Annotated in this window: 20 protein-coding genes; 4 read left to right on the top strand and 16 right to left on the bottom strand. The window is 71.3% G+C overall.

Going from position 1 to position 21,526, the window contains the following annotated elements; translation table 11 throughout:
* Position 1: 1 nt before the first annotated feature.
* Entirely contained in the window at positions 2–946 is a 945-nt protein-coding gene (gene sigJ, locus ACFVWY_RS00520; RefSeq protein WP_389865613.1) for an RNA polymerase sigma factor SigJ, read from the bottom strand.
* Between the two features lie 479 nt (positions 947–1,425).
* On the opposite strand from sigJ, the gene ACFVWY_RS00515 reads away from it, so the two are divergent.
* Together ACFVWY_RS00515 and ACFVWY_RS00510 are read left to right on the top strand one after the other, a co-directional pair.
* A complete protein-coding gene (locus ACFVWY_RS00515) occupies positions 1,426–1,797 on the top strand; it encodes an RNHCP domain-containing protein (RefSeq protein WP_389865610.1) in 372 nt (123 codons plus the stop codon).
* 26 nt (positions 1,798–1,823) lie between these two features.
* On the top strand, positions 1,824–2,243 hold the full coding sequence (locus tag ACFVWY_RS00510) for an RNHCP domain-containing protein (RefSeq protein ID WP_389865607.1): 420 nt from the start codon (positions 1,824–1,826) through the stop codon (positions 2,241–2,243).
* A 327-nt stretch (positions 2,244–2,570) separates the two neighbouring features.
* On the opposite strand, the gene ACFVWY_RS00505 is transcribed toward ACFVWY_RS00510, so the two are convergent.
* The 8 genes from ACFVWY_RS00505 to ACFVWY_RS00470 form a co-directional block, all read right to left on the bottom strand.
* A complete protein-coding gene (locus tag ACFVWY_RS00505; protein WP_389865605.1) occupies positions 2,571–3,851 on the bottom strand; it encodes a peptidase in 1,281 nt (426 codons plus the stop codon).
* Positions 3,852–4,286: 435 nt separating this feature from the next.
* Positions 4,287–7,340 (bottom strand): FG-GAP-like repeat-containing protein, encoded by a 3,054-nt coding sequence (locus ACFVWY_RS00500; RefSeq protein WP_389865603.1) that lies wholly within the window; start codon positions 7,338–7,340, stop codon positions 4,287–4,289.
* Positions 7,341–7,686: 346 nt separating this feature from the next.
* Positions 7,687–7,890 (bottom strand): cold-shock protein, encoded by a 204-nt coding sequence (locus tag ACFVWY_RS00495; RefSeq protein ID WP_123545149.1) that lies wholly within the window; start codon positions 7,888–7,890, stop codon positions 7,687–7,689.
* A gap of 251 nt (positions 7,891–8,141) precedes the next feature.
* Positions 8,142–8,480 (bottom strand): MerR family transcriptional regulator, encoded by a 339-nt coding sequence (locus ACFVWY_RS00490; RefSeq protein ID WP_389865600.1) that lies wholly within the window; start codon positions 8,478–8,480, stop codon positions 8,142–8,144.
* A 324-nt stretch (positions 8,481–8,804) separates the two neighbouring features.
* The gene (locus ACFVWY_RS00485; RefSeq protein WP_389865597.1) at positions 8,805–9,131 is read right to left on the bottom strand and encodes an SCO5918 family protein; all 327 of its coding nucleotides are present in this window, start codon (positions 9,129–9,131) and stop codon (positions 8,805–8,807) included.
* A gap of 61 nt (positions 9,132–9,192) precedes the next feature.
* Positions 9,193–9,546 (bottom strand): CBS domain-containing protein, encoded by a 354-nt coding sequence (locus tag ACFVWY_RS00480; protein WP_389865594.1) that lies wholly within the window; start codon positions 9,544–9,546, stop codon positions 9,193–9,195.
* Positions 9,547–9,637: 91 nt separating this feature from the next.
* A complete protein-coding gene (locus ACFVWY_RS00475; protein ID WP_389865592.1) occupies positions 9,638–11,161 on the bottom strand; it encodes a DEAD/DEAH box helicase in 1,524 nt (507 codons plus the stop codon).
* Between the two features lie 332 nt (positions 11,162–11,493).
* Positions 11,494–11,697: a cold-shock protein gene (locus tag ACFVWY_RS00470; RefSeq protein ID WP_389865589.1), complete on the bottom strand. Its 204-nt coding sequence runs from the start codon at positions 11,695–11,697 to the stop codon at positions 11,494–11,496.
* A gap of 1,202 nt (positions 11,698–12,899) precedes the next feature.
* On the opposite strand from ACFVWY_RS00470, the gene ACFVWY_RS00465 reads away from it, so the two are divergent.
* Positions 12,900–13,499 (top strand): hypothetical protein, encoded by a 600-nt coding sequence (locus ACFVWY_RS00465; protein ID WP_389865586.1) that lies wholly within the window; start codon positions 12,900–12,902, stop codon positions 13,497–13,499.
* Between the two features lie 500 nt (positions 13,500–13,999).
* Here ACFVWY_RS00465 and ACFVWY_RS00460 read toward each other — a convergent pair whose 3' ends face one another.
* A complete protein-coding gene (locus tag ACFVWY_RS00460; RefSeq protein ID WP_389865584.1) occupies positions 14,000–15,094 on the bottom strand; it encodes a hypothetical protein in 1,095 nt (364 codons plus the stop codon).
* Positions 15,095–15,553: 459 nt separating this feature from the next.
* Here ACFVWY_RS00460 and ACFVWY_RS00455 point away from each other — a divergent pair, with 459 nt between their 5' ends.
* Positions 15,554–15,775, top strand: coding sequence for a hypothetical protein (locus ACFVWY_RS00455; RefSeq protein WP_389865582.1), 222 nt, complete (start codon positions 15,554–15,556; stop codon positions 15,773–15,775).
* Between the two features lie 171 nt (positions 15,776–15,946).
* On the opposite strand, the gene ACFVWY_RS00450 is transcribed toward ACFVWY_RS00455, so the two are convergent.
* The 6 genes from ACFVWY_RS00450 to ACFVWY_RS00425 all read right to left on the bottom strand — a co-directional run bounded on the left by ACFVWY_RS00450 (position 15,947) and on the right by ACFVWY_RS00425 (position 21,398).
* Positions 15,947–16,162, bottom strand: a complete 216-nt coding sequence (locus ACFVWY_RS00450) for a DUF6243 family protein (protein WP_389865580.1) — start codon at positions 16,160–16,162, stop codon at positions 15,947–15,949.
* A gap of 407 nt (positions 16,163–16,569) precedes the next feature.
* Positions 16,570–17,199 (bottom strand): sigma-70 family RNA polymerase sigma factor, encoded by a 630-nt coding sequence (locus ACFVWY_RS00445; protein ID WP_389865578.1) that lies wholly within the window; start codon positions 17,197–17,199, stop codon positions 16,570–16,572.
* Positions 17,200–17,445: 246 nt separating this feature from the next.
* Positions 17,446–18,213, bottom strand: coding sequence for a hypothetical protein (locus ACFVWY_RS00440; RefSeq protein WP_389865576.1), 768 nt, complete (start codon positions 18,211–18,213; stop codon positions 17,446–17,448).
* 136 nt (positions 18,214–18,349) lie between these two features.
* Positions 18,350–18,868, bottom strand: coding sequence for a copper chaperone PCu(A)C (locus ACFVWY_RS00435; RefSeq protein ID WP_389865574.1), 519 nt, complete (start codon positions 18,866–18,868; stop codon positions 18,350–18,352).
* Positions 18,868–21,153 carry a heavy metal translocating P-type ATPase gene (locus tag ACFVWY_RS00430; protein WP_389865573.1) on the bottom strand — a complete coding sequence of 762 codons (2,286 nt, stop codon included), beginning with the start codon at positions 21,151–21,153 and terminating at the stop codon, positions 18,868–18,870. The genes ACFVWY_RS00435 and ACFVWY_RS00430 overlap by 1 nt, the downstream gene beginning before the upstream one ends.
* Entirely contained in the window at positions 21,153–21,398 is a 246-nt protein-coding gene (locus ACFVWY_RS00425; protein ID WP_389865571.1) for a hypothetical protein, read from the bottom strand. Before ACFVWY_RS00425 ends, ACFVWY_RS00430 begins: the two co-directional genes overlap by 1 nt.
* Positions 21,399–21,526 lie beyond the last annotated feature (128 nt).

Here is a 21,526-nt window from a genome sequence, read left to right as displayed (position 1 = left end):
GTCAGAGGGTGTGGAGCGGGCCCTCCTCGTGATCCGCGGCGGCCCACCGCGCGGTCGCGCGGACGAGCTTGTCGGGGTTGGCCTGGCTGCGGACCGCCGCGATGCCCTCCGGGCCGATCTCCAGACAGGCGATACCGGCGACCCGGCCGTCGACGACCATGACGACGGCGGGTTCGCCGTTGGCGGTCGAGGCGTAGATCTCGGGTGTGCCGCCGACGAGGGCCCGCTTGGCCTTGCTGGGCTTGAACAGGCCGCGCAGGAACCTGGCGACGGCGAGCGTGCCCTCGAACCCCTTCGCGCGGGCCGGGACCTTGCCGCCGCCGTCGCTGACCGCGACGGCTTCCTGGGTGAGCAGGCGGACGAGGGGTTCGGTGCGGCCACTGGCCGCCGCGGCCAGGAACTCCTCGGCGATGCGCAGGGCGGCGGCTTCGCCGACCTCGGTGCGGGTGTTGCCGTCGGCGATGTGCTTCTTGGCCCGGTGGTAGATCTGCTGGCTCGCGGCCTCGGAGATGTCCAGGATCCTGGCGATCTCCCGGTGCGGGTGGCCGAACGCCTCCCGCAGCACGTACACCGCGCGCTCGTTGGGTGACAGGCGCTCCAGCAGGACGAGGACGGCGTACGACACGGACTCGCGCTGCTCGGCCGTTTCGGCCGGACCGAGCATCGGGTCTCCGGCGAGCAGCGGTTCGGGGAGCCACCTCCCCACGTACGTCTCGCGCCGGGCGCGTGCCGAAGTGAGCAGGTTGAGACACCAGTGGGTGAGGACCTTCGTCAGCCAGGCCTCAGGCACCTCGATCCGTCCGGCATCGGCCGCCTGCCAGCGCAGGAACGTCTCCTGCACGGCGTCCTCCGCCTCGCTCGCGGAGCCGAGCAGCCGGTAGGCGAGGGCCTCCAGGCGGGGCCTGGCCGCCTCGAACCGGTCCACGTCACTCACGGACAGCGCCATGCCCGCGAGCTTACGGGACAGCCCTTGGACGCCCCCGGAGCGGGACGGCGGGCGGGACGGGCACTCCCCGGCGAGGTGTGACGGGTACGCGGCAACGGCGCCACGGGCGGCGTGGACGACGGCGCGGGCCCGGGGACATGCGCCGTGAGCCCGGGGACATGCGCCGTGAGCCGGGGGCGCCGAATAATGCGTTGACGCTCCCGCGAGAGGTCCTGTTAGCTGAGCGGGTCGTTCTGGTTTGTTATGGGCACGTATGCCCTGGAATAGGGAGTTTGATGTCCCGGCCCGCGCCGAGTGCGCCTCGCCGCACCGCGTAACCGTCCGTCGTCTTCCGCCGCCGTTTTCTCCGGGCGGTCGCCGGGCGTTTCCTGTGGTGCCCCTGCCTGTCCGCCGCCCTACGGGGCTGTCGGGCTGCTCTCCGACGAGGCCATTCGGCCTGCTCTTGCTGTCTTGACCGACTTCCCAGCAAGGAGCACCGGGTGTCCAACCACACCACCAACCGCACCAGCACCTCCAGCCTCAGCACCTTCGCCTGCGCGTCGTGCGGGCTGACCGTGTCCGCGCAGGCCGCTGACGGGGCATCACGCAATCACTGCCCCTCCTGCCTGCACTCCCGGCACGTCCTCGACCACGTCGAGGGCGGACCGGCCGACTGCGGGGGCCGGATGTCCCCGATCGCCATCGCCGTGCTCCGCACCGGTGACTGGATGCTGATCCACCGCTGTGTCCGCTGCGACGAGCTCACCTCCAACCCGGTGTGCGTCGACGACAACCAGCTCATCCTGATGCGCATCGCGGTCCGCCCGCTGGCCCAACCGCCCTTTCCACTCGAAGCGTTCGGAACCCTCTGACCGCCCGGAAGGAAAGGAACACCGCCATGTCGCGCAACAACCGGAGCGGTCGCGGGCGGCGGCGCCCGCAGCGGTACAAGGACATCCTGCACAGCCAAGGCGGGCACCGGGCCAACGACTTCCGGTGCGTCTCCTGCCGGCTCGACGTGTCCCTGGACGCCCCTGGCACCACGCACCGCAACCACTGCCCCAACTGTCTGGCGAGCCTGCACGTCGACCGGAAGATTCCGGGCGACCGCGACGCGGACTGCCGTGGCCGGATGGAGGCCCTGGGCATGTCCGTCCGCGCCGACGGCGAGTGGACGGTCATCCACCAGTGCGTCTCCTGCGGCGAGCTCAGCGCCAACCGCATCGCAGGCGACGACAACCCGCTCACCCTGGTACGCCTCGCGCTCCGGCCCCTCGCCGCCTCCAGGACCGTCGGCCGCGCCCTGCGCGCTCTGTGACCCGCCCACGGCCCGGTGGGCGTGCGGACCCGGAACGGGCCGCGGTGCCGCCGGGAAGCGGTGCACGGGGTTGTGGGCCCGGCCGTCGAGGAGCGCGGGGGGCGGGGAAGGCGTCACCGGCGGGGCCAGGGCACAACGCGGTCTCAGGCCGCTGAACCGGGCCTGGAGCCGTTCGTTCTCGGACCGTTCGTTCTCGGACCGTTCGTTCTCGGGCCGTCGGACGGCTGGACCGTCGGACGGCCGACGCGTGGGGCGGGGCGCCGGTCGGCACCCCACCCCACGCGTCAGGTGTGGGTGAGGTGCCCGGTCGGCACCCCACCCCGTGCGTCAGGCGGGGGAACCAGCCCTGCGGCGGCGTACGAGGAACATCGCGCCCCCGCCCATCGCCATGGCCGCGCCGCTCGCGAGGGCGAGCTGCGGCATCGCGGAGGGCGAGCCCGTGGCGGCGAGACTGCCGCTCACCGCACGGGACGAGCCGCTCTGTGTCCTGACGTCCGAGCCCTTCGGCTTGGTGGCACCGGGCTTGGCGTCGTCGACCTTGCCGGGCTTGCTGCCCGCGGCGGCGATCAGGAACTCGTAGCCCTCAAGGTCCGGGTTTCCGCCGCAGGTGCCGTTGTCGTTGAAGTAGTCACCGGCGACGAAGGTGACGCCGTTGCCCGCGGGGGCCGAGGCGTCGATCGTGAGGCGCATCTTGATGTCGGCGTGGGCACCGGCCTTCAGCGGGCTGATGGCGTCCATGTAGTGCTCGTTGTCGACGGTCTTCCACTTCGAGGACGAGGGGGAGGACCACTGGAGGCGCACCAGTTTGTCGATGCTCTTGAGACCGCTCCGGTCGGTCGCGTGGACGTAGGCGAACGGAAGCACCTCGTCCATCGTCTTGTCGGTGCCGTTGGTCACCCGGAGCTTGAAGTCGACCTTCGTGCCGGCGACGACGGTGGACGGCAGGCCCGTGACGACCGTGGTGAGCTTGGCCTCCGGGACGCAGTCCTCACCGTCCTCGCCCTCCTCCTTCGCCTCGGCCAGCGCCTTGTCGGCGGCGGTCTTGTCGGCGAGGGCCGCCTTGGTGGCCTTCTGCGCCTGGTCGAGCTTCCGGGCGGCGGCGACCCGCTCGTCGTCCCGCGCGTCCAGGGCTTCCACCACCGCGGCATCGGCGGCGGCCTTGGTCTCCTTGGCGGTCTGGGCGTCGGCCTTCGCTTCGGTGAGCCCGGTCTCGGCGGCGGCCCGCTCCTCCTCGGTGGCCGTCTCGGGGAGGGCGTCGAGCACGGCCTGGGCGTCGATGACCGCCTGGTCGGCGGCCAGCTTCGCGGTGGCGGCCTCGGCCGCAGCGGTCTCGGCGGCCTTGGCGGCCACGGCCAGAGGACTGGTGTCGGACAGGAGGGCCTTCAGGGCCTCCCTGGCGGCACTCTCGGTCTTCACGGCGTCGTCGTACGTCGCCTTCGCGGCGGCGGCGGCCTTTTCCAGCTCCGCGATGGACGGCTTGTTCTGCTTTTTGTCCTGCGTCTGTGCCGCCGGCTTGCCGTCGGCGAACGCGGGGGTGACCGACAGCAGGAGCGCAGGCATGGTCACTGCGGCGGCAACGGCTGTGGCAAGGATCGGGCGAATCTTCACAAGGGCCCTTCGGCGTCCGGAAAGAAAGAAGGGGTCGCAGCGGGAGGGGGCACGCAGACGCGACTTGAGGGGATCGTATGGCCGTGCCAACGATCGGCCACTACGAGTTCTTCACCTATTCCTGCCGGTATCACAGAACCCTGACCGACAGAAAAGGCAAAAGGGCGCAGTTGTGTTCCTCGTCCGCACTTTCGCTGTGATCAATGCCATAGGTCCCTGGGTGCGGTGCTTCGTGCATCCCTGGCGCGGCCCGCCCCGCCGGAACGCCCGCCGCGGTCGCGGCAGCACCTGGCGTGCGCCGGTGGAGGAGAAGCCGACGAACGCCAGGTCCCGGGCACGCCCACGCCCAGTGGCCCTCCCCGGACGGACACGCGGCGGGCGACGGGCCCGGACGGATCACCTCGTCCGGGCCTGCGGTGCGACGACGAGGCCGGGTCAGAACAGGCCCTTGTACCCCTGCCAGCCGCTGGCGGCCTTCGTCCGGCCGCCGAAGGAGCCCTTGCCGTTGCCGTTGTTGCGCCAGACGGTGCCCGAGGTGTCGCGGGAGACGAGGTCGGCCCTGCCGTCGCCGGTGATGTCGCCGACGCCCACGACCACGTTGTACGACGAGCCCCAGTTGTCGAAGACCTTCACACGGCTCTTGAACGTGCCGGCCGCGGTCCCGTTGTAGCGCCACAGCTCGTTCGACTTGTCCTGCGCCAGCAGGTCGCCGTAGCCATCGCCGTTGAGGTCACCCGCGCCCACGATCTTCTTGTATCCCGTCCACTTGGACGCGATTTTCACCCTGGAGGAGAGCTTGCCCGTGCTCGTCGCCTTGTAGAGGTACACGTCGCCGGTCGAGGACTGGCGGGCGATCAGGTCGGCCCGGCCGTCACCGCTGATGTCCCCGGGCGAGGTCAGCACGTTGTACTGGTTCCAGCCCGTCCCCAGCGAGGTGTACGCGGTGGAGGGCGTCACCGCCGCCGTGCACGAGGGCCGGTAGGCGCGCAGCGTGCCGCTGCTGAAACGCACGAGCACGTCGTTGCACCGGTCACCGCTCAGGTCGCCGAAGGGCACCGCCTTCACCGTGGTCGGCCATGTGGAGCCGGTCCGCTTCCCGGTGAACGTCCCCTTCCCCGCCCCGTACTGGTACGTCAGCCCGCCCGAGCCGTTCAGGGTCAGCAGCTCGCCGAAGCCGTCCGATCCGACGAAGTCGCGGAGGGCCGCGGCGGCGCCGGTCACCTTGACCGTGCCCGTCCTCGTCAGCGCCGCCCCCTGGCCGTCCGCGGGGGCGGCGGTCATCTTCCAGGTGTAGGAGCCGTTGGGCACCAGCCGGCCGGAGCCGTCCTTGCCATTCCAGACCGGGGCCACCACACCGCGGGCCAGACCGCCCGAGAGCGTGCGCACCGCCGTACCGGCCCTGTTGCTGATCACGAGCTTCCAGGACGCCGCAGGCTTGTTCAGCCACCACTTCGGGCCCCACTGCGCGGCGCCGCCCTTGGCGTCGAACGAGGCGGCGACGGTGGCGTCGCGCTGGACGAGGGCGGAGACCGGGACATCGCTGGAGGTCAGACGGATGGAGTGGTCGGAGCGGAGCTGGGCGATCACGCCCGTGTACGGGTCGACGTCCCAGGCGTTCCCCTCGAACGTCCCGGCGGTGTGCGAGACGGGCGTCCCGTCGCGGACGTCGATCACCTTCAGCCGGCCGTCCTCGACCGTCGCGACGAAGCCGTCACCGAGCTGCGCCTGCTCCCAGCCGGAGCCGGAGACGAGGGTCAGATTCCGCTTGGTGACGGTGTCGTAGACGCCCTGGCCCTCCGAGTCGAGCACGCAGTTCCACAGCAGCCACCGGCCGACCGCCTGGAAGTCGTTCAGCAGGCAGCCGCGTCCGAACCACACCGGATCGCCCCGCTTGCCTGTCAGCAGGTCGACGGGGACCACGCTGTCCTTGCCCGACATCATCCACAGGGTGGTGCCCCACAGCGCCCGCACGGTGTCCGTCGTCGTGTACACCGTGCGCTTGGAGTCGAGGTCGACGATCCGGGTCTCCGCCGTGCCGGTGCTGTCGTGCGGCCCGGCCAGGGCGGCGAAGCGGCCGTTGGCGGCGCCCGCGGTCAGGTAGCTGCGGGAGCTGTCGATCCGGGTGCCGGGCAGCGACCGGGCGGAGTCCAGGAGCTGGGGCTGCTGGGCGGCGCTGGTGCCGGAACCGGAGATGACCGTCCGGCCGTCGCCGGTGTCGATGAGACGCGGGCGGCCCCCCGCGTAGTTCTCCGGCACGATACGGCCGCGGGTGGTGCGCGCTCCCGCCGTGGGGGAGTCGGCCACACCGGTCTCGCGGGTGTGGAGATACGTCCAGTCACCGACGGGATCCTGCTCCACGGTGGTCAGCCGTCCCTGGGCGAGCGTCAGCTGAGTGACCGTGCGGGCGGTCTGCCGGGGGTACGCGTCCGCGATCCGGCGCACGCCGACCCCGCCGCCCGCGGCGGCCTCGATGAGGGAGACGCCCCAGTGGTCCGGGTCGGCGCCGCCCGCGACCAGCAGCCCGCCGTCAGGAGTCGGCATGGCCTGCCGGGAGGTCCTGGCCAGCAGCGTCCGCGGCGCGGAGCCGTCGAGGGGCACGGCTTCCACCCGCGCGACCGCGCGGTCGTTGTCGTAGCGGCCCAGGGAGGAGTCGTAGCGGGACACGACGACGGTGTCCCCGACCAGGCCCAGTACCTGCGCGATGTCGCCGACCGGGACGGTCCGCACGGTGGCGGCCGGGTTCTGGCGGGACGCGACGTGCAGGGTGCCGTCGTAGAACCACACCAGGTGGGTGGCGCTGAGCGCGACCAGGTAGTACCACGACTGCACGGTGTACGGCAGAGCGGTGAAGCGTCCCCGCTCGACGTCGAGCCACCCGGTGACCTCGTCGTCGCCCTTCCGGTAGCGCACGATCTGCCCGCGGGCGTCGCCCAGCCCCGCGGCGGACCACAGGTGCACGCCGGAGGGAACGCCCTCCACCGTGCGGTCGGTGACGGAACCGTCGGCCCGGACATCCAGCAGATGCCACACGGAGTCGGTGCCCGGGGTTCCCGCCGTCGTGACGACCGTCGACCCGAGGGTGCTGAAGTACGCGTGCCCGTCGGGAAGCGCGACCGTGTCGACCTGACCGGAGGTCATGTTCCGCAACGTCACGGTCCGGGCGGAGCCGTCGTGGCGGGCGACGACGTCCGAGCCCGCACCGGCACTCGTGACGCCGTACGCGTCGGTGCCCGAGGCGTCGACGACCGTGTCGGCACCGTCGTACGTCGTCCACAGCTGGCCGCGGCCCTCCTCGTACCGGAGGAACCCCGAGGGCCCCGCGCTCAGCAGCCCCGTCCGGGGCGTCGCGGCCATGGCGGCCGGGACGACCACCTCTCCGGTGACCGTCTTCCCGTACGCGCTTCCGGCCGCGAGCGGGCCGAGCCCGAGGGCGAGCGTGACGGAGACAGTGGCGGCGGTGGCGCTTCGTACGAGCGTGCGTCTGCCCATGCAGGACCTCTCCGGGGCGGTAGGCGAAGGCGGGGGAGAGACTCGTGCGTGCGCCGCTGAACCGCAGGTCACGGACGCGCGGCAGCGATGACGGACAGCCCCCCAGGCAAGTGGGCGGACTATAGCAGTCCGCCGGTGCGCGACCCGCGGACCGGATGAGCGGCCGGTCGTGGAGCCCGCGCCCGTACCTCCCGCCCGGCAGCACTTCGCCCCGCCGGACAGATCTCCGGCGGGGCGAAATGATCAGGGCCCGAACGCGCCCGCGGCAACCCGGTCACGGTGCGGGGCCGCCATGGTCGGCGGCCCGCTCCAGAGAGTCCTGGTCACGCTGGCGGAGCGGGGAGGGTCAGGCGGGGTTGATGTTCTCCGCCTGGGGGCCCTTCTGGCCCTGCGTGACGTCGAACGTCACGGCCTGGCCCTCCTGGAGCTCGCGGAAGCCCGTCGAGTTGATCGCCGAGTAGTGGGCGAAGACGTCCGGGCCGCCACCGTCCTGAGCGATGAAGCCGAAGCCCTTCTCCGCGTTGAACCACTTCACAGTTCCCGTAGCCATGTCTCATGCCTTCCAGTCGATTGACGTCTTCCGCTCCATGCGGAAGACGGAGGTGATCCGCCCTGGTTCCTGCGGCACAGCACAGCAAAACGCCCACACCGATGGGGTGGGCGAGGGAACTTCCGAACCACGACACTTACCGGGACGCTACACGTCCGCACCCTCCGTCACCAGAGCAATCGCCTGTCTCTGTGGACGGTGCCCGCCGGTATCCGCCGTTGTCCGGTGGTGTCCGGCGGGCGCGCACCGCCTCATTTCCCGGTCGGAGGCTCTGCCGATCCGGCGGCGCGTCGGTACTCGGCGTTGATGCGTTGCGCCTCTTCGAGCTGGTCCTCCAGGACGACGATGCGGCAGGCGGCCTCGATGGGCGTGCCCTGGTCGACGAGTTCGCGGGCGCGGGCGGCGATGCGCAGCTGGTAGCGGGAGTAGCGGCGGTGGCCGCCCTCCGAGCGCAGGGGGGTGATCAGACGGGCCTCGCCGATGGCGCGGAGGAAGCCCTGGGTGGTGCCGAGCATCTCGGCGGCCCGGCCCATCGTGTAGGCGGGGTAGTCGTCGTCGTCAAGACGGCCGTACGAGTCGTCTGCTGTCACTTGCACCTCTCTTGTGGACCGCATGGAGGGGCCCTGGTGCCGTACGGCACCAGGGCCCCGAAGGAACTACTACACCACCTGCCGGTTTTGATACCGCACCGGCGTTCTGTGTCCGCGGAACCTGGCCCGACTGCTGGGAGTGCGGGGACCGAGGCTTCTGCCGGGCACCGGCGTCGCGCCCGCCCTGTGGGGGCTCGCGGGCACGTTCACCGACGACGCGCCGCGCAGCGACGCGCCACCACGCGAAAGGGCCCGGCCGGCGTGTGCCGGTCGGGCCCTCTTGGCTGTTCGGGTGTCAGCTCGCGCTTCCCATGAGCCAGACGGTCAGATGGTCAGATGGTCGGACGGCTCCGCGGCACCGAGCGTCGCGGAGGCGCGCTGGAGCGGGCTGAGCGCGCGGGTGGGCGCGGCGGCCTGGGGGAGGCCGTGGCAGGTGAACCCGAGCTTCGTCATGGCCCGGAGGACTTCGTCGGCGCTGAAGTCGCGGCGGTCCTGGCCGGTGACGACCTGGCCCACCTGCTTCACGGGGTAGACGCGGCGGCCGATGGTCACGGACTCACCGACGACCTCCTCGGGCTTGACGCCCTTCATGGAGTCCAGGACGCCGCTCTTGGTGAGCTCGAACGGGAAACGGGCGATAACACAGCGCACGATGCCTCACATGGGTCACAGGGAGTGGAGCAGGGGGATTGCTCCGCCGTGGCGGGACGGTTCAGAGGACCAGGGCGGGGACGCCCGGGGCGCTGTCCTGTTCGTTCACGGCGGACGGGGTGGCGAATCGGCGGTGGTGCGTGGCGTGCTCGGTCGGCATGACGGCGGGCGAGGTGTGCGGTCCGCGGTCGCCGGGGATGTCGCGCAGCTGGAGCCGGTCGGTGGAGGCGGGGCTGTCGCGGACGGTGGTGAGCTGGATCTGGGGGACCAGCCCGGTGTGCAGGCCGTCATTGTCGCAGATCCTCGGATGGCCGGTCCTGGGGCTGGCCATGCCGGACGGGGGCACCTCGGCGGTCATGCTGTGGCGGACCTGCGGCCCGGCCGTGTCCAGGGCGGCGGGCACCGCCCTGGACACGGCGGCGGGTTCCGCCGGGCGGGGCCGCGTCCGGACCGGCGTCACCGCGAGCCTCCCGCGCGGCCGGGACGGCTTCCGGACCACGCGGTGCTCAGGCCGCCGCGTCGTAGGCGGGCTGCCGACCGTTCATGCGCCGGGCAGCCGCGGCGGGGCTGCGCCGACCGCGGGAGGCCGTACCGCGCTTGCGTCGCTCGGGTTCCGGTGCGGTGATCGTCACGGGGATGCCGGAGGGGGTCCGGGCACCGGTGATCCGGCTGAGTGCTTCCTCGCCGGAACGGACCTGGGTCGTCCGGGGCACGATACCGGCGGCGGCCATGAGGCGCGTCATGTCGCGGCGCTGGTTGCTGGTGACCAGTGTGACGACCCTGCCGGACTCGCCGGCCCGCGCGGTACGGCCGCCGCGGTGGAGGTAGTCCTTGTGGTCGGTCGGCGGGTCCACGTTCACGACGAGATCGAGGTGGTCGACGTGAATGCCGCGCGCCGCCACGTTCGTCGCGACCAGGACGGTGACATGCCCGGACTTGAACTGGGCGAGGGTACGGGTGCGCTGCGGCTGCGACTTGCCGCCGTGCAGGGCGGCCGCACGGACACCGCTGGCGAGGAGGTCCTGGGTGAGGCGGTCCACGGCGTGCTTGGTGTCCAGGAACATGATCACCCGGCCGTCGCGCGCGGCGATCTCCGTCGTCAGCCGGTGCTTGTCGGCACCGTGCACGTGCAGGACGTGGTGCTCCATCGTGGTGACCGCACCCTTGGAGGGGTCCACGGAGTGGACGACGGGGTCGGTGAGGTAGCGACGGACCAGGAGGTCGACGTTACGGTCCAGGGTCGCGGAGAACAGCATGCGCTGGCCCTCGGGGCGGACCTGGTCCAGGAGCGCGGTGACCTGGGGCATGAAGCCCATGTCGGCCATCTGGTCGGCCTCGTCCAGGACCGTGATGGCGACCTGGTTCAGCCGGCAGTCACCGCGGTCGATGAGGTCCTTGAGACGGCCGGGGGTGGCCACGACGACTTCGGCGCCGCCCCGCAGCGCGTGCGCCTGCCGGCCGATCGACATCCCGCCGACGACGGTGGCCAGGCGCAGCCTCACGGCGCGGGCGTAAGGGGTGAGGGCATCGGTGACCTGCTGAGCGAGCTCCCGGGTGGGAACCAGGACCAGGGCCAACGGCTGACGGGGCTCGGCGCGCTGCCCGGCGGTGCGGGCCAGCAGGGCCAGGCCGAAGGCGAGCGTCTTGCCGGAGCCGGTCCGGCCGCGGCCCAGGACGTCACGGCCCGCCAGAGAGTTCGGCAGCGTCGCACCCTGGATCGGAAACGGCGTGGCCACGTCCTGCGCGGTGAGCGTGGCCAGCAGGCTCCCCGGCATGTCGAGGTCACTGAACACCTCGACCGCGGGCAGAGCCGGAGTGATCGTCTTCGGCAGGGCGAACTCTCCCTGTACCGCGACGGGCCGACGGCCGCCCGAGCGGCTCTGGCCCGTCGAGCGGCTCTGGCCCGTCGAGCGGCTGGGGGCGGACGGGCCGAAGCGAGTGCCCCGAACCGAATCGGCAGGGGAGCCGTACCCGCGGCCGCCGTCGCGGCGGGCGCGGGAGGAACGGCCGTTCGTGCGTGTGGGATTCATGCAGAACCTTCCTTGATACGGCACGTATCAAGGAATTCCGCAGCGTAAGAGCAGCGCGGGAATCACAGGCACGGACCGAATGGAATGCGAACGTGGCCACGGTGAATTCGTGTCGACGTAAGCGAAAAGGGGAGGGGTGGCGTGCGAAAGGGAATCCGGTGCTCCGCCGGGTGCGGCTCCGGGGACAGCCGCGGGTGCGGATCCGGGTGCGGATCCGGGGAGGCTGTGTTCCTCAATCTGTGTTCCAGCAGACAGAAAAGCTGCGGAAATGCGTGCAGCTGGGGCCCGCACCCCGAGGGATGCGGGCCCCAGCTACGACATGCGTGTCAGCGTCAGACGGTGACGATGTTCTCGGCCGTCGGGCCCTTCTGGCCCTGCGCGATATCGAAGCTGACCTTCTGGCCTTCCTGCAGCTCGCGGAAGCCCTGGGCGGCGATGTTCGAGAAGTGGGCGAACACGTCAGCGCCGCCACCGTCCTGCTCGATGAAGCCGAAACCCTTTTCAGCGTTGAACCACTTCACGGTGCCAGTAGCCATGTCATATCTCCTTTGGGCAGTACACCGGAATCCGTACCGTACGGAAACCGTGTCGCCGCGATGATGCCCGCCCGGAAAATGACCGGAAATACAAAACGCTTCCTACGGCATCGAGGCCGTCTGGAGGCGCTTGAAGTCTTTGGGTACCAAAACTGCAACTGGGTTCGACAGTAGCACGTCGCAGAGGCTTGTGCGTGCCACATATTTCTCCGTGAGCGCTGAGGTGAAAATTCTCCCGGCGAGGACCGTTAAATTCTGAGACGGCCAACACAGGTATTCACTCACCTCGAGTGCAGCGTTTTCGGGAGCGGGGAGGCCGATCGGCCGCGATGTCTGTCCGCGGCCCACCGGAACCTGCGGCCTGCGGCCCGGGGCGCCCTCCTCGCGGGCAGCTCGCAGGTGCCCCCTGGCCGCCAGTCCGCCGCCCCCTTCCGGGCAACCGCCCGTGCGGGAAGGCGAACGCGTGGGCCGAAGACGGCGGCGCGCCCAGGCCATCGGCGACGCACCCCCCGATCCAGGACAGACGGGAGCGAGATGGCCCCTCGCGGTCGGGCGCTGCCAGCGGGGGGAACGCCGGTTCCCGCTCCAGGGCCGCTCCCGCTCCAGGGCCGCAACGTCCTCGTCACCGCTGGGGCCGTCACCGGCGTCGGCGGCGAGACCGGGCGAGCGCCCGTCGCCGGAGCGACCGCCGCGTTCGGCCCTCTTGGCCCTCTCGGCCGTGAACGTCGCCCATGGTGCGTCGCGGGCGAGCCGCTGCGCCGGAGACCGCTGCCGACTTCCGCGATCGCGGACCTTCCACAGGGTGGTTCGCGATCGCCGGTATGTCACTGAGAGGGGAAAGCCTGCTTCATTTTGATTCGATCCGAGTTGTCACTCGGTGCTCATATTTCGACGTTTTGTCTGGATGTTGAGCGGAATGCTTCACATGTGCAATCTGCTCGTGTGGTCCGTCGAGGATTACGGGGAACCTCTCGGCTCGTTCGGCCGTCGCGTCGGATATCCGACGGACCTGGCCTCGGCGACTTGCGTCGCTGCCGCAAACGGCGCCGAAGTGAGGCGGTGCTTCTCGGGTGCCCCGCATTTCCCTATGGATGCCGCGTTCCTTCGGTGGCGCGAAGCCCTGCGTAATGGGAAGTGGGTGATCTTTTTCGTGGTAGGGTCTCAATGAATTCACAGGACGCCGCGATTAAAAGGGGAATGGCGTGAACACCGAGAAGGTTACGGCTCGACGTCTTACGGCCGAAGAGATTTCAGGCTTGGGCCCCCAGGACGGAATCTTCGTCTCGGCAGGGACGGATGGCCTTCCTCTCGACTGCTATGCCCCGGCTTTTCTCACGGAGCCGGGCAAGAATTTCGAGGGAGGGTCCTTCGCTGCGAGGACGGTTTTCGGTGAGGAGATTCACGTCCTCCCGGACAACGCTGAAGAGGCCGGGATCTGGATTGCTGACAAGAAGGGGGAGGAGATCGAGGTTCTCCGGAGCGCCGGCGTCCTCCTGAACCTTGCCCTCTTCGTGCCCAGCGGGAGCGAGGCGTCCCTGGACGCCCTCTACACCGCCGCGCGGGACGCGTTCGGTGCGGGAGTCGTCCAGCGCTGGAGCGAGGAAGTCGTCGCGGTGCCGGACGTCAAGGTCGACCTGTACGAGGAGCCGGCCCGGGCGCGGAAGAACACGAACGGCCAGAACCGTGACCGTCGCGCCCTGGACATCTACCCGACCCGAGTGCGGTTCCTGGAGCCCAGCGAGGGCTGGAAGTTCATTGTCGAACCGCACAAGGAGATCGTCGACGACACACCGACGATCTGACCTGATGACAGCCCGGAGGCCACGCCGGACGTACAGGCCCGCTCCCGGTGACGGATTCAAGAGGGCGTAGCGACCCGCTGGTCAAGCGCCCGCTGTCAGCAGCTCGATCAGACGCTCGGCCGGAATGTCCCGGCCGAGCGTTCTGCGTGGGGGCGTGAGCGGGACCAGTCCGGAAGTCATCGCCGCCCGGCGGAATCATCAGCTTTCAGCTATCAGCTATCAGCTATCGGGCCTGCGGCCTCGGACCCTCCCGTCCGCCGCCTTGGTGCGGACCCGTCCTCACCATCAGCGGCGCATGGCCGCCTCCCCGCTCGCTGGAGGAACACCGCGCCGGGTCGGCTGCGGCCTCCTCCCCGAATGGAGCGGGAACTCCGGCACGGCGCGGGCAGCCCCACGCCCAGGTCCGCCTCCAACGCCGGGAGCCGCTCCTCGCCCGTGACCGGACCGAGGCGAAAGCCGTGCCCGTGAGTGGGAAATCGAACCCGCGCCAGTGGCCTGGGCTACTGGCGGAAGACGGCCAGGGTCTGCGGATATGCGCGCCTCTCCTCATAGGCGATGACGTATCCCGGCTTAGCCGTGATCTGCCATCCGGCAAGAGGTCCTTCGGCGAGAGCCGAGAAAATTTCCCTCGCGGGAGTTCGGCTGGCGATTCGTAAATTCTCTACCGTTCCGTTCGGAGAGGTTTTCCCGTACCGGAACATGTAGGGCAGTGCATCCCGGATCGCTCGCAGGAACTGTGGGAGGGATTCCTCCACGATGTCGTACTGGATTGCCCAGTCGAGATCGATCGGGTACTGGAGATCGAAATGCCTGGATGTCAATTCAGTTCTATCGCGTTGGCGTCCGAGGTCCTTTGATCCGAAGCCGTTCTGGTTCCAGGGGTGATCATCGGCGTGGATGATCATGCGTTCGGGGGAAAGGTCGGCCAGTGACGCATCCATGGGGACGAAGCGATAAGCGACGTCGTGGACGGAGATGCCCTTTCGGCCGCTCAGTTTCCTGTGAGCCTGATGAATCCGGCTGCGCACACTACGTTCCGCCCGGCCTACGAAGACGGACCTGCCGTGGTGGAACAGTTCGTAGACGCCCGCGGAATCGGGCACTTCTGCCTCCGGGGCCAGCTCCAGAGGGCTGGTGTCTTTGAGGAGGAGGGCCTCTCTGAGCTGCTCCCTGACGGCCCGCACGACATCGACGCCGAAGGAGGGCGTTTCGGCTGTTGAGCGGGGCGCAGGTGTGAGCCATGGAGCCGAGGGCTCAGAGGCGGGAATCACCGGCACCGGCCGGGACCGGGCGGGGCGGCGAGAGTCCTGCCAAAGGCCGCGGACCAGGTTCACCTCCCTGGGAGGGGTGCTGCCTGCCAGGGGCGCCAGCACTCCGCAGAGGGCTTCCACCAGTGGCCAGGCGGGGAGATGCGGTGCGGAGAACGCCATGCGGACCCGCTCGTGGCTGGCGGTGAGGGGAAAGTCCCCGGCGCTGATCGCCTGTGCGATAGCGCGGCTGCTCGGGCAGCCGGCCCGGAGATGCAGGTCGTGCAGAGCCTCGTTCAGATCTTTATGAGGCCCTGGCGGAAGCTGAGGCTGATGGAAGACGCCCATCGTCAGAAGATGTCAAGGGCTGTCAAAAATTGTCTACCCCTCCAGGCTGCGGGCTTCCCTCCCGGATCGTGTCAAAGTTCGCCAGGCTCTGACAAGGCGTGTCTTCCTGACGGCGGGGCTGTGAAGACTGGACCAGGAGGCGCAACAACACGCCGGTGTACGGGAGGAGGAGCCATGGCATCACCACACGAGGTGCCCGCCGCGCCGCGGTGCGGCAGGACGGGCAAGGCCCGTCGCCTTTCGTGCTCGCAGCGGTCGGCGGTGTGTGCTCCGGGGCGGCCCGCGCGATCGTAGCCCGGCTCCTGCCCCGGTTCTCCTGCCGGGAACGACCGGTGGGAGCGCGAGTGACGCTCCGGGATTCAGGAGGTGAGCCGGGCCACTGCGGCGGCCTGTCACCGCTGTCTTCCCCTTGTCCGTCCTGCCTTCTTCTCGCCCGTGACCCTCGAAAGGATCGGTTCCATGCCCGAATCGGCAGCCCGTTCCGAACGTACGTGGCAGCTGTGGCTGGCGCTGTACGTCGCCTGCTCCATGGTGGTCGGCCTTGTTGTGAGCCTGTTGGTACTGCGCTCAGGCGTCGGCACCACTGATGTCGTGCTGGCAGGGGGAGGCGGCTTCGCGACTTCCTTCGCCCTGTGTCTCGCACTGCCCGCGGCCGTGCGGGAACTCAGACGACAGAGCTGAACCGGACCGGCCGTCCGCACGGCTGGGCCCGGCCGCCGGGGCACGCCCGGTCATCGGCCCAAGGGCGCCGCGTCCTGGGGAGCGACGAGAAGCCGGTGCCAGCGTACGAAGGCTCATCCGGGTACGTCCGTGGCCGTGTCCGTGGCGGCGCCGCCCCGCCGCGGCGGGGCGTCAGCTCTGTGCGGTGTCGTCGCCCGTCTGCCCTGCGCCCTCGGCCGCGTCGGCCTTCTCGCGCATCTTGCGCACCAGCTCCGCCTTGCGGTCGGCGGCACCCTGGCGGTCGAGGTTGCGGTGCGGGCCGTTGTTCTGCCGCTCGGCGCGGGACAGCCTCTTGCGCTGGCCGCCGCCCATGCCCACGGGGTTGTTGATGTTCTTGCTCACGGTCATGGGTTCTCCCGGAATGAGGTGAAGTGATCTGAGGATTCAACGGTGGGGGACGGGCGCGGCGACGCCGAAGGACGTCAGCAGGGGCCCGTCACGCTCTCACTCGTAAATCGGCGTCTGGAAGAACATGACAAGGACGTTACCCGGTTCCCTCCGCCGCGCGCCAAGTCCTTCGCCGCCCCGCGAGCGGGCGTGGCCCGCTGGAGGCCCGTGTGCCGCGCCGCCGCTCGTGGGCGGCCGGATGCGGCTTTCAGGCTGCCGCCACCGCGTCCGGCCTGCCGTCCTCCGCCTCGGTCCCGCCGCGTGACCGGGGACCGGCGTCCGGGGCCGGATCGGGTGCCAAGGGGGCGCTCGGCGCTGCGCGCGGCGGTACCGGGGCCGCCCCGGCGCGGGAGCGGCCCCGGTGCGCGTCAGGCGGCCTGCGCCAGAGCCTCCGTCTCTCCGCGCTCCAGCTGAGCGGTCAGCGCGGTGCGCGCGCGGGCCACCCGGGAGCGGACCGTGCCGACCGGGCAGTCCGCCGCACGGGCGGCCTCCGCGTAGGAGAGCCCGAGCAACTGGGTGAGGACGAACGCCTGTCGGCGGTCGTACGGGAGCGCGGCCAGGAGTTCCTGGAGGGCCACCCCGTCCTCGAAGCCGGGCAGCCCCGTCGGCTGGGCGCGCTCGACGGTCGTACGCCAGTCGTCGGTGTCCGCGAGCAGGGGCCGCGCGGCGGCCCTGCGGAAGTCATCGACGACGGCGCGGCGCGCGATGGTGAGGAGCCAGGTGCGTGCCGACGAGCGGCCCTCGAAGCGGTGCAGAGTGCGCAGCGCGCGCAGGAACGTGTCCTGCGCGAGGTCCTCGGCGGCCTGCGGGTCGGCGGACAGGTGGGCCACGTACCGCACGACATCGCGGTGCAGGGCCCGTACGAAGGCGTCGGCGGCCTCGCGGTCCCCGGCACCGGCGGCGAGCGCCCAGCCGGTCGCGGCGGCGTCCGCCTCGGTCCTGTCGCGTGGAACGGAGGCGCACTGTGACCCGCGCGGGGCGGGCGGCGTGGTGTTCATCGCCAGATGTGTCCTTCACGGATCGGTCCGGCACCCGGGCGTCCGGTGGCAGCGCGGGGCGCGTCAGGGCGACGGCGCGCGTCGTGGTGCGAGGGACGGATCCGGGTTTCCGGTGAATGGGGCACCCGGGCCCTTCGGGGCCGGGTGTGCCGGAGGACTCCCGCTGTGCGCGGGTACGGCGACGAGCCGGTCGGCGACCGGTCGTGCGCCGGAGGGTGGACGTCCTCCGGAATGCCTGCCGCGTTCTCAGAACGCGGCGAGCACCCCGGGCGGTCCGCGCCGGTCCCGTGTGCGGGCGCACCGCAGGCCCAGCGGCAGCCGGTCGCTCAGGCCCCGGCGGGGGCGCAGGCGGCGGCGCGGGGCTGGCAGCGGTGCGGTGAGGAGGGGGTGCAGCGCGGTGAGCAGCAGGCCCGCGACCGCGCGCAGGACCTGGAAGGCGGCGCGTTCGCCGCGGGCCAGCCAGATGCCGCAGACAAGGGCGGCGAGGACGTGCGCGGCGAGCATTCCCGTCGAGGACATCCCGGCCATGTCATGGCCCATGTGGCTCAGGGGAGCCATGTGACCCATCTGGGCCATCGAGTCCATGGGGCCCGCGGCGGAGGCGTGGTCCATGCCGGTCAGCGTGCCGGTCGCGGCCGTGTGGTCCATGCCGGCCATGGCGGGCATGCCGGCCATGTGATGCATGCCGGCCATGGGGTCCGTCGACGCCCCGGCCGCTCCGGCGGCGACCCCTGTGACCGGGGCCGCGACGGTTCCGAGGGCGGACTGGGCGGCGGCGAAGGCGTTGTGCAGCACGCCCTGGGTGACGACGGCGAGGCCCGTGACGAGCCAGGGGCCGCGCTCGCGGGCGGCGAACCACCAGCCGGGGACCGCGAGGGCGAGGAAACCGGTGGCGAGCACCCAGAAAGGGAGCGGGGCCTCGGACATGAGGACGTGTCCGGTCGCCGCGAGCGTGACGGAGACGGCGGCGAACATCGCCGCCCGCACCCCGCGTCCGACCGGTCCCGCTTCCATGAAGCCTCATCCTCCCATCGCGGGGGGCCGGGCGACACGGTGGGTCGTCCGGCATGCCGTCAATGCCGGAAACCTTCCCGTCGGGGCCGAGTTCCGGCATATGCGGGGGGAACAGCCGGTGGTGCGGGTCACGCCGTTAGGGCAGGCCGGGGCGGTCCGTCCGCGTACCCGGGCGGACCACCACCGCCCGGACCCTGAGCGGCTTCCCGTACGCGAAACGCAGCGTGAAGGAGATCTCGTCGCCGGGCCGCCACACGCCCTTCGGCCGTACGGTCACGTCGATCCCGTGCGGGGTCATCGTGAGTCCGTCCCCGGCCGGAACGTCGGCGGAGGCCACCGGCCGCCGGTAGGCGGCCCCGGAGGACGTCATGCGGTGTTCGCTCAGCGCGGGAGGCGCGGTCGTGCCGGACGAGGTGATCTCCACGAGCCGGTCGGCTGAGCCGCCGTCGTTGGTGAGGGTGAAGAAGGCGGCGGTCTCCTGGGCCGAGCCGAACGGCTGGAAGACGTACGCCTTCGTCACGGCCACGTGCGGCGGGCTTCCGGCACGTCCGCTCGCCGTCCAGGCGCCGAGGCCGGCGAGGGCGAGACCGCAGGCGAGGACGGGAATGCCCGCGGCGGCGAGCGGGGCGCGCAGGCGCGCGGAGGTGACGGGCATCAGAGCGCCGCCCCCGGTGAGCGGCGCCGCCGCGCGACGGCCGCCGCCGCCGTGGGCTGCCAGTGGCGCAGGCGCAGGCTGCCGAGGACGACGAGGACCGAGCTGAGGGACATCGCGGCGGCGGCGAGCATCGGGTTGAGCAGGCCCACCATGGCGAGCGGGAGGGTGACGACGTTGTAGCCGAAGGCCCACAGCAGGTTGCCGCGGATGGTGGCGAGGGTGCGGCGGGCGAGGCGTACGGCATCGGCGAGGGCTTCGATGTCGTCGCGTACGAGCGTGACATCGGCGGCGCCGATGGCGACGTCGGTGCCGGTGCCCATCGCGATGCCGAGGTCGGCCCCGGCGAGTGCCGCCGCGTCGTTGACACCGTCCCCGACGACCGCGACCCGCTTCCCCTCGGCGCGCAGCGCGCGGACGAGTTCCGCTTTGCGTTCGGGGGTGCAGCGGGAGTACGTCTCGTCGATGCCGAGCGTGGCGGCGACGGCCCGCGCCGGCTCCTCCCGGTCCCCGGTGGCGAGGACGGGGTGCACGCCGAGCCGGCGGAGCCGGTCCACGGCGTGGTAGCTGCCGGGACGTACGACGTCGCCGAGCGCGAGGACGGCTTCCGGCTGCCCGTCGATCCGTACCAGGACGGGGGTGTGGGCGGCTTCCAGGGCGGCGGCGAGTGCCATGTCCAGTTCCTCGGGCAGTTCGCCCCCGGGGGCGCCGACCTCGACGAGCTGGCCGTCCACGTGTCCGCGCACGCCGCTGCCGGGCGTGGCGGTGAACCCGCTGAGCGCGCCGGGCCGTACCGCGCCCTCGGGGAGGACGCGCTCGGCGTGACGGAGGAGCGCCCGGCCGAGCGGGTGCTCGGAGCCGCTCTCGACGGTTGCCGCGAGGCGCAGCACCTCCGGCGCGCCGGGGCCCTTCGCGCGCGCGGTGAGGGCGGTGACGGTGAGGTGTCCGGAGGTGAGCGTGCCGGTCTTGTCGAGGATGACGGTGTCGATCCGCCGGAGGGCTTCGAGGGCTTGCGGTCCTTTGACCAGCACGCCGAGCTGGGCGCCCCGGCCGGTGGCCGCCATGAGCGCGGTGGGGGTCGCGAGCCCGAGTGCGCAGGGGCAGGCGACGACGAGGACGGCGACGCACGCCGTGAAGGCGGGCTGCGGGTCCGCACCGGCGCCGAGCCAGAAGCCGAGCACGGTGACGGCAAGGGTGAGGACGACGGGCACGAAGACCCCGGCCACGGTGTCGGCGAGCCGCTGGGCCCGGGCCTTCCCGGCCTGGGCCTCGGTGACGAGGTCCGTGATGCGGGAGAGCTGGGTGTCGGCGCCGACGGCCGTCGCGCGGACGAGAAGCAGTCCGCCCGCGTTGACCGCGCCGCCCGTGACGGCGGAACCGGGCGCGACCTCCACCGGCCGCGTCTCTCCGGTCACGAGGGACATGTCCACGGCGGACGCGCCCTCCACGACCACGCCGTCCGTCGCGACCCGCTCCCCGGGCCGTACGAGGAAGTCCTGGCCCACCACGAGGCGTTCGGCCGGGATGGTGCGCTCCACGGTCCCGTCCCGCACCGTCACCTCCTTCACGCCGAGTTCGGCGAGTGCCCGCAGGGCGGCCGAGGTGCCGTGCCGGGCACGGGCCTCCAGATACCGGCCGAGGAGGACGAAGAGCGGGACGCCGACCGCCGCTTCGAGATAGACGTGCGCCATCCCGTCGGACGCGGAGGGCAGCAGGGTGAAGGGCATCCGCATGCCGGGGACACCGGCACCGCCGAGGAAGAGCGCGTACGAGGACCAGCCGAAGGAGGCGAGGACACCGAGCGAGACGAGCGTGTCCATCGTCGCCGCACCGTGCCGCAGCCCGCGCCAGGCCCGCTCGTGGAAGGGCCACGCGCTCCAGAGGGCGACGGGTGCGGTGAGCACGAAGCACAGCCACTGCCAGTTGCGGAACTGGAGTGAGGGCACCATCGACAGGACGAGGACCGGGACGGCGAGCAGCGCGGTCACCAGCAGCCGCTGCGGGACACCGGGGCCGGTCTCCTCGTCCTCGCGGTCCGTCCCGGACACGGCCGGTTCGGGGAGGCGGGCGGTGTACCCGCCCTTCTCGACGGCGGCGACGAGCGCGTCCGTACCGAGGCCCGCCGGGTGTTCGACGCGGGCCGTGCCGGTCGCGAGATTGACGGTGGCGCGTACGCCCTCCAGGGCGCCGAGCTTCTTCTCGACCCTGCGCACGCAGGCCGCGCACGTCATGCCGCCCACGACCAGATCGGTCGTGGTGAGGGAGCGCGGAACGCTCTCCCGGCGCATCAGTGGTCCATCCCGTTCATCCCGCCCGTGTCCCGGGTATCTCGCATGTCCTCCATGTCGTGCGAGCCGGGGGAGCCGTCCTGGTACGCATCCCCGCGCAGGCCGGGGGCGACCGGTCCGGCGAGGCTCCCGGCTCCGTACGACACGGCGAAGAGCGCGGCGAGCAGAAGGAGGAAACCCGCGAGCGCCGCGTACGGCACGGGGGTGGTACGCCGTCCGGCGGAAGGCGTCACCGAGTGGTCCATGAGAAGGCTCCGGCGAGAGTGAGGGTCGTACGGTCCAGGGGTCGGCCGGGCCGGGACGAGAGTTCCCTCACATGCGGGTGACCTGCCTCACATAACGGGCGCCTGTCACGCGCGCCTCAGGAACACCG

This window comes from Streptomyces sp. NPDC058195 (genome assembly GCF_042883525.1).
GTDB lineage: Bacteria > Actinomycetota > Actinomycetes > Streptomycetales > Streptomycetaceae > Streptomyces.
The sequence above is the reverse complement of the archived record's forward strand: the minus strand, read 5'-3'. Positions and strand labels throughout refer to the sequence as shown.

Bases quoted from the DNA above. Each gene is read 5' to 3' on its own strand.
- sigJ (WP_389865613.1), bottom strand. From the start codon at position 946: ATGGCGCTGTCCGTGAGTGACGTGGACCGGTTCGAGGCGGCCAGGCCC.
- ACFVWY_RS00510 (WP_389865607.1), top strand. From the start codon at position 1,824: ATGTCGCGCAACAACCGGAGCGGTCGCGGGCGGCGGCGCCCGCAGCGG.
- ACFVWY_RS00500 (WP_389865603.1), bottom strand. From the start codon at position 7,340: ATGGGCAGACGCACGCTCGTACGAAGCGCCACCGCCGCCACTGTCTCC.
- ACFVWY_RS00495 (WP_123545149.1), bottom strand. From the start codon at position 7,890: ATGGCTACGGGAACTGTGAAGTGGTTCAACGCGGAGAAGGGCTTCGGC.
- ACFVWY_RS00475 (WP_389865592.1), bottom strand. From the start codon at position 11,161: ATGAATCCCACACGCACGAACGGCCGTTCCTCCCGCGCCCGCCGCGAC.
- ACFVWY_RS00470 (WP_389865589.1), bottom strand. From the start codon at position 11,697: ATGGCTACTGGCACCGTGAAGTGGTTCAACGCTGAAAAGGGTTTCGGC.
- ACFVWY_RS00460 (WP_389865584.1), bottom strand. From the start codon at position 15,094: ATGGGCGTCTTCCATCAGCCTCAGCTTCCGCCAGGGCCTCATAAAGAT.
- ACFVWY_RS00455 (WP_389865582.1), top strand. From the start codon at position 15,554: ATGCCCGAATCGGCAGCCCGTTCCGAACGTACGTGGCAGCTGTGGCTG.
- ACFVWY_RS00450 (WP_389865580.1), bottom strand. From the start codon at position 16,162: ATGACCGTGAGCAAGAACATCAACAACCCCGTGGGCATGGGCGGCGGC.
- ACFVWY_RS00445 (WP_389865578.1), bottom strand. From the start codon at position 17,199: ATGAACACCACGCCGCCCGCCCCGCGCGGGTCACAGTGCGCCTCCGTT.
- ACFVWY_RS00440 (WP_389865576.1), bottom strand. From the start codon at position 18,213: ATGGAAGCGGGACCGGTCGGACGCGGGGTGCGGGCGGCGATGTTCGCC.
- ACFVWY_RS00435 (WP_389865574.1), bottom strand. From the start codon at position 18,868: ATGCCCGTCACCTCCGCGCGCCTGCGCGCCCCGCTCGCCGCCGCGGGC.
- ACFVWY_RS00430 (WP_389865573.1), bottom strand. From the start codon at position 21,153: ATGCGCCGGGAGAGCGTTCCGCGCTCCCTCACCACGACCGATCTGGTC.
- ACFVWY_RS00425 (WP_389865571.1), bottom strand. From the start codon at position 21,398: ATGGACCACTCGGTGACGCCTTCCGCCGGACGGCGTACCACCCCCGTG.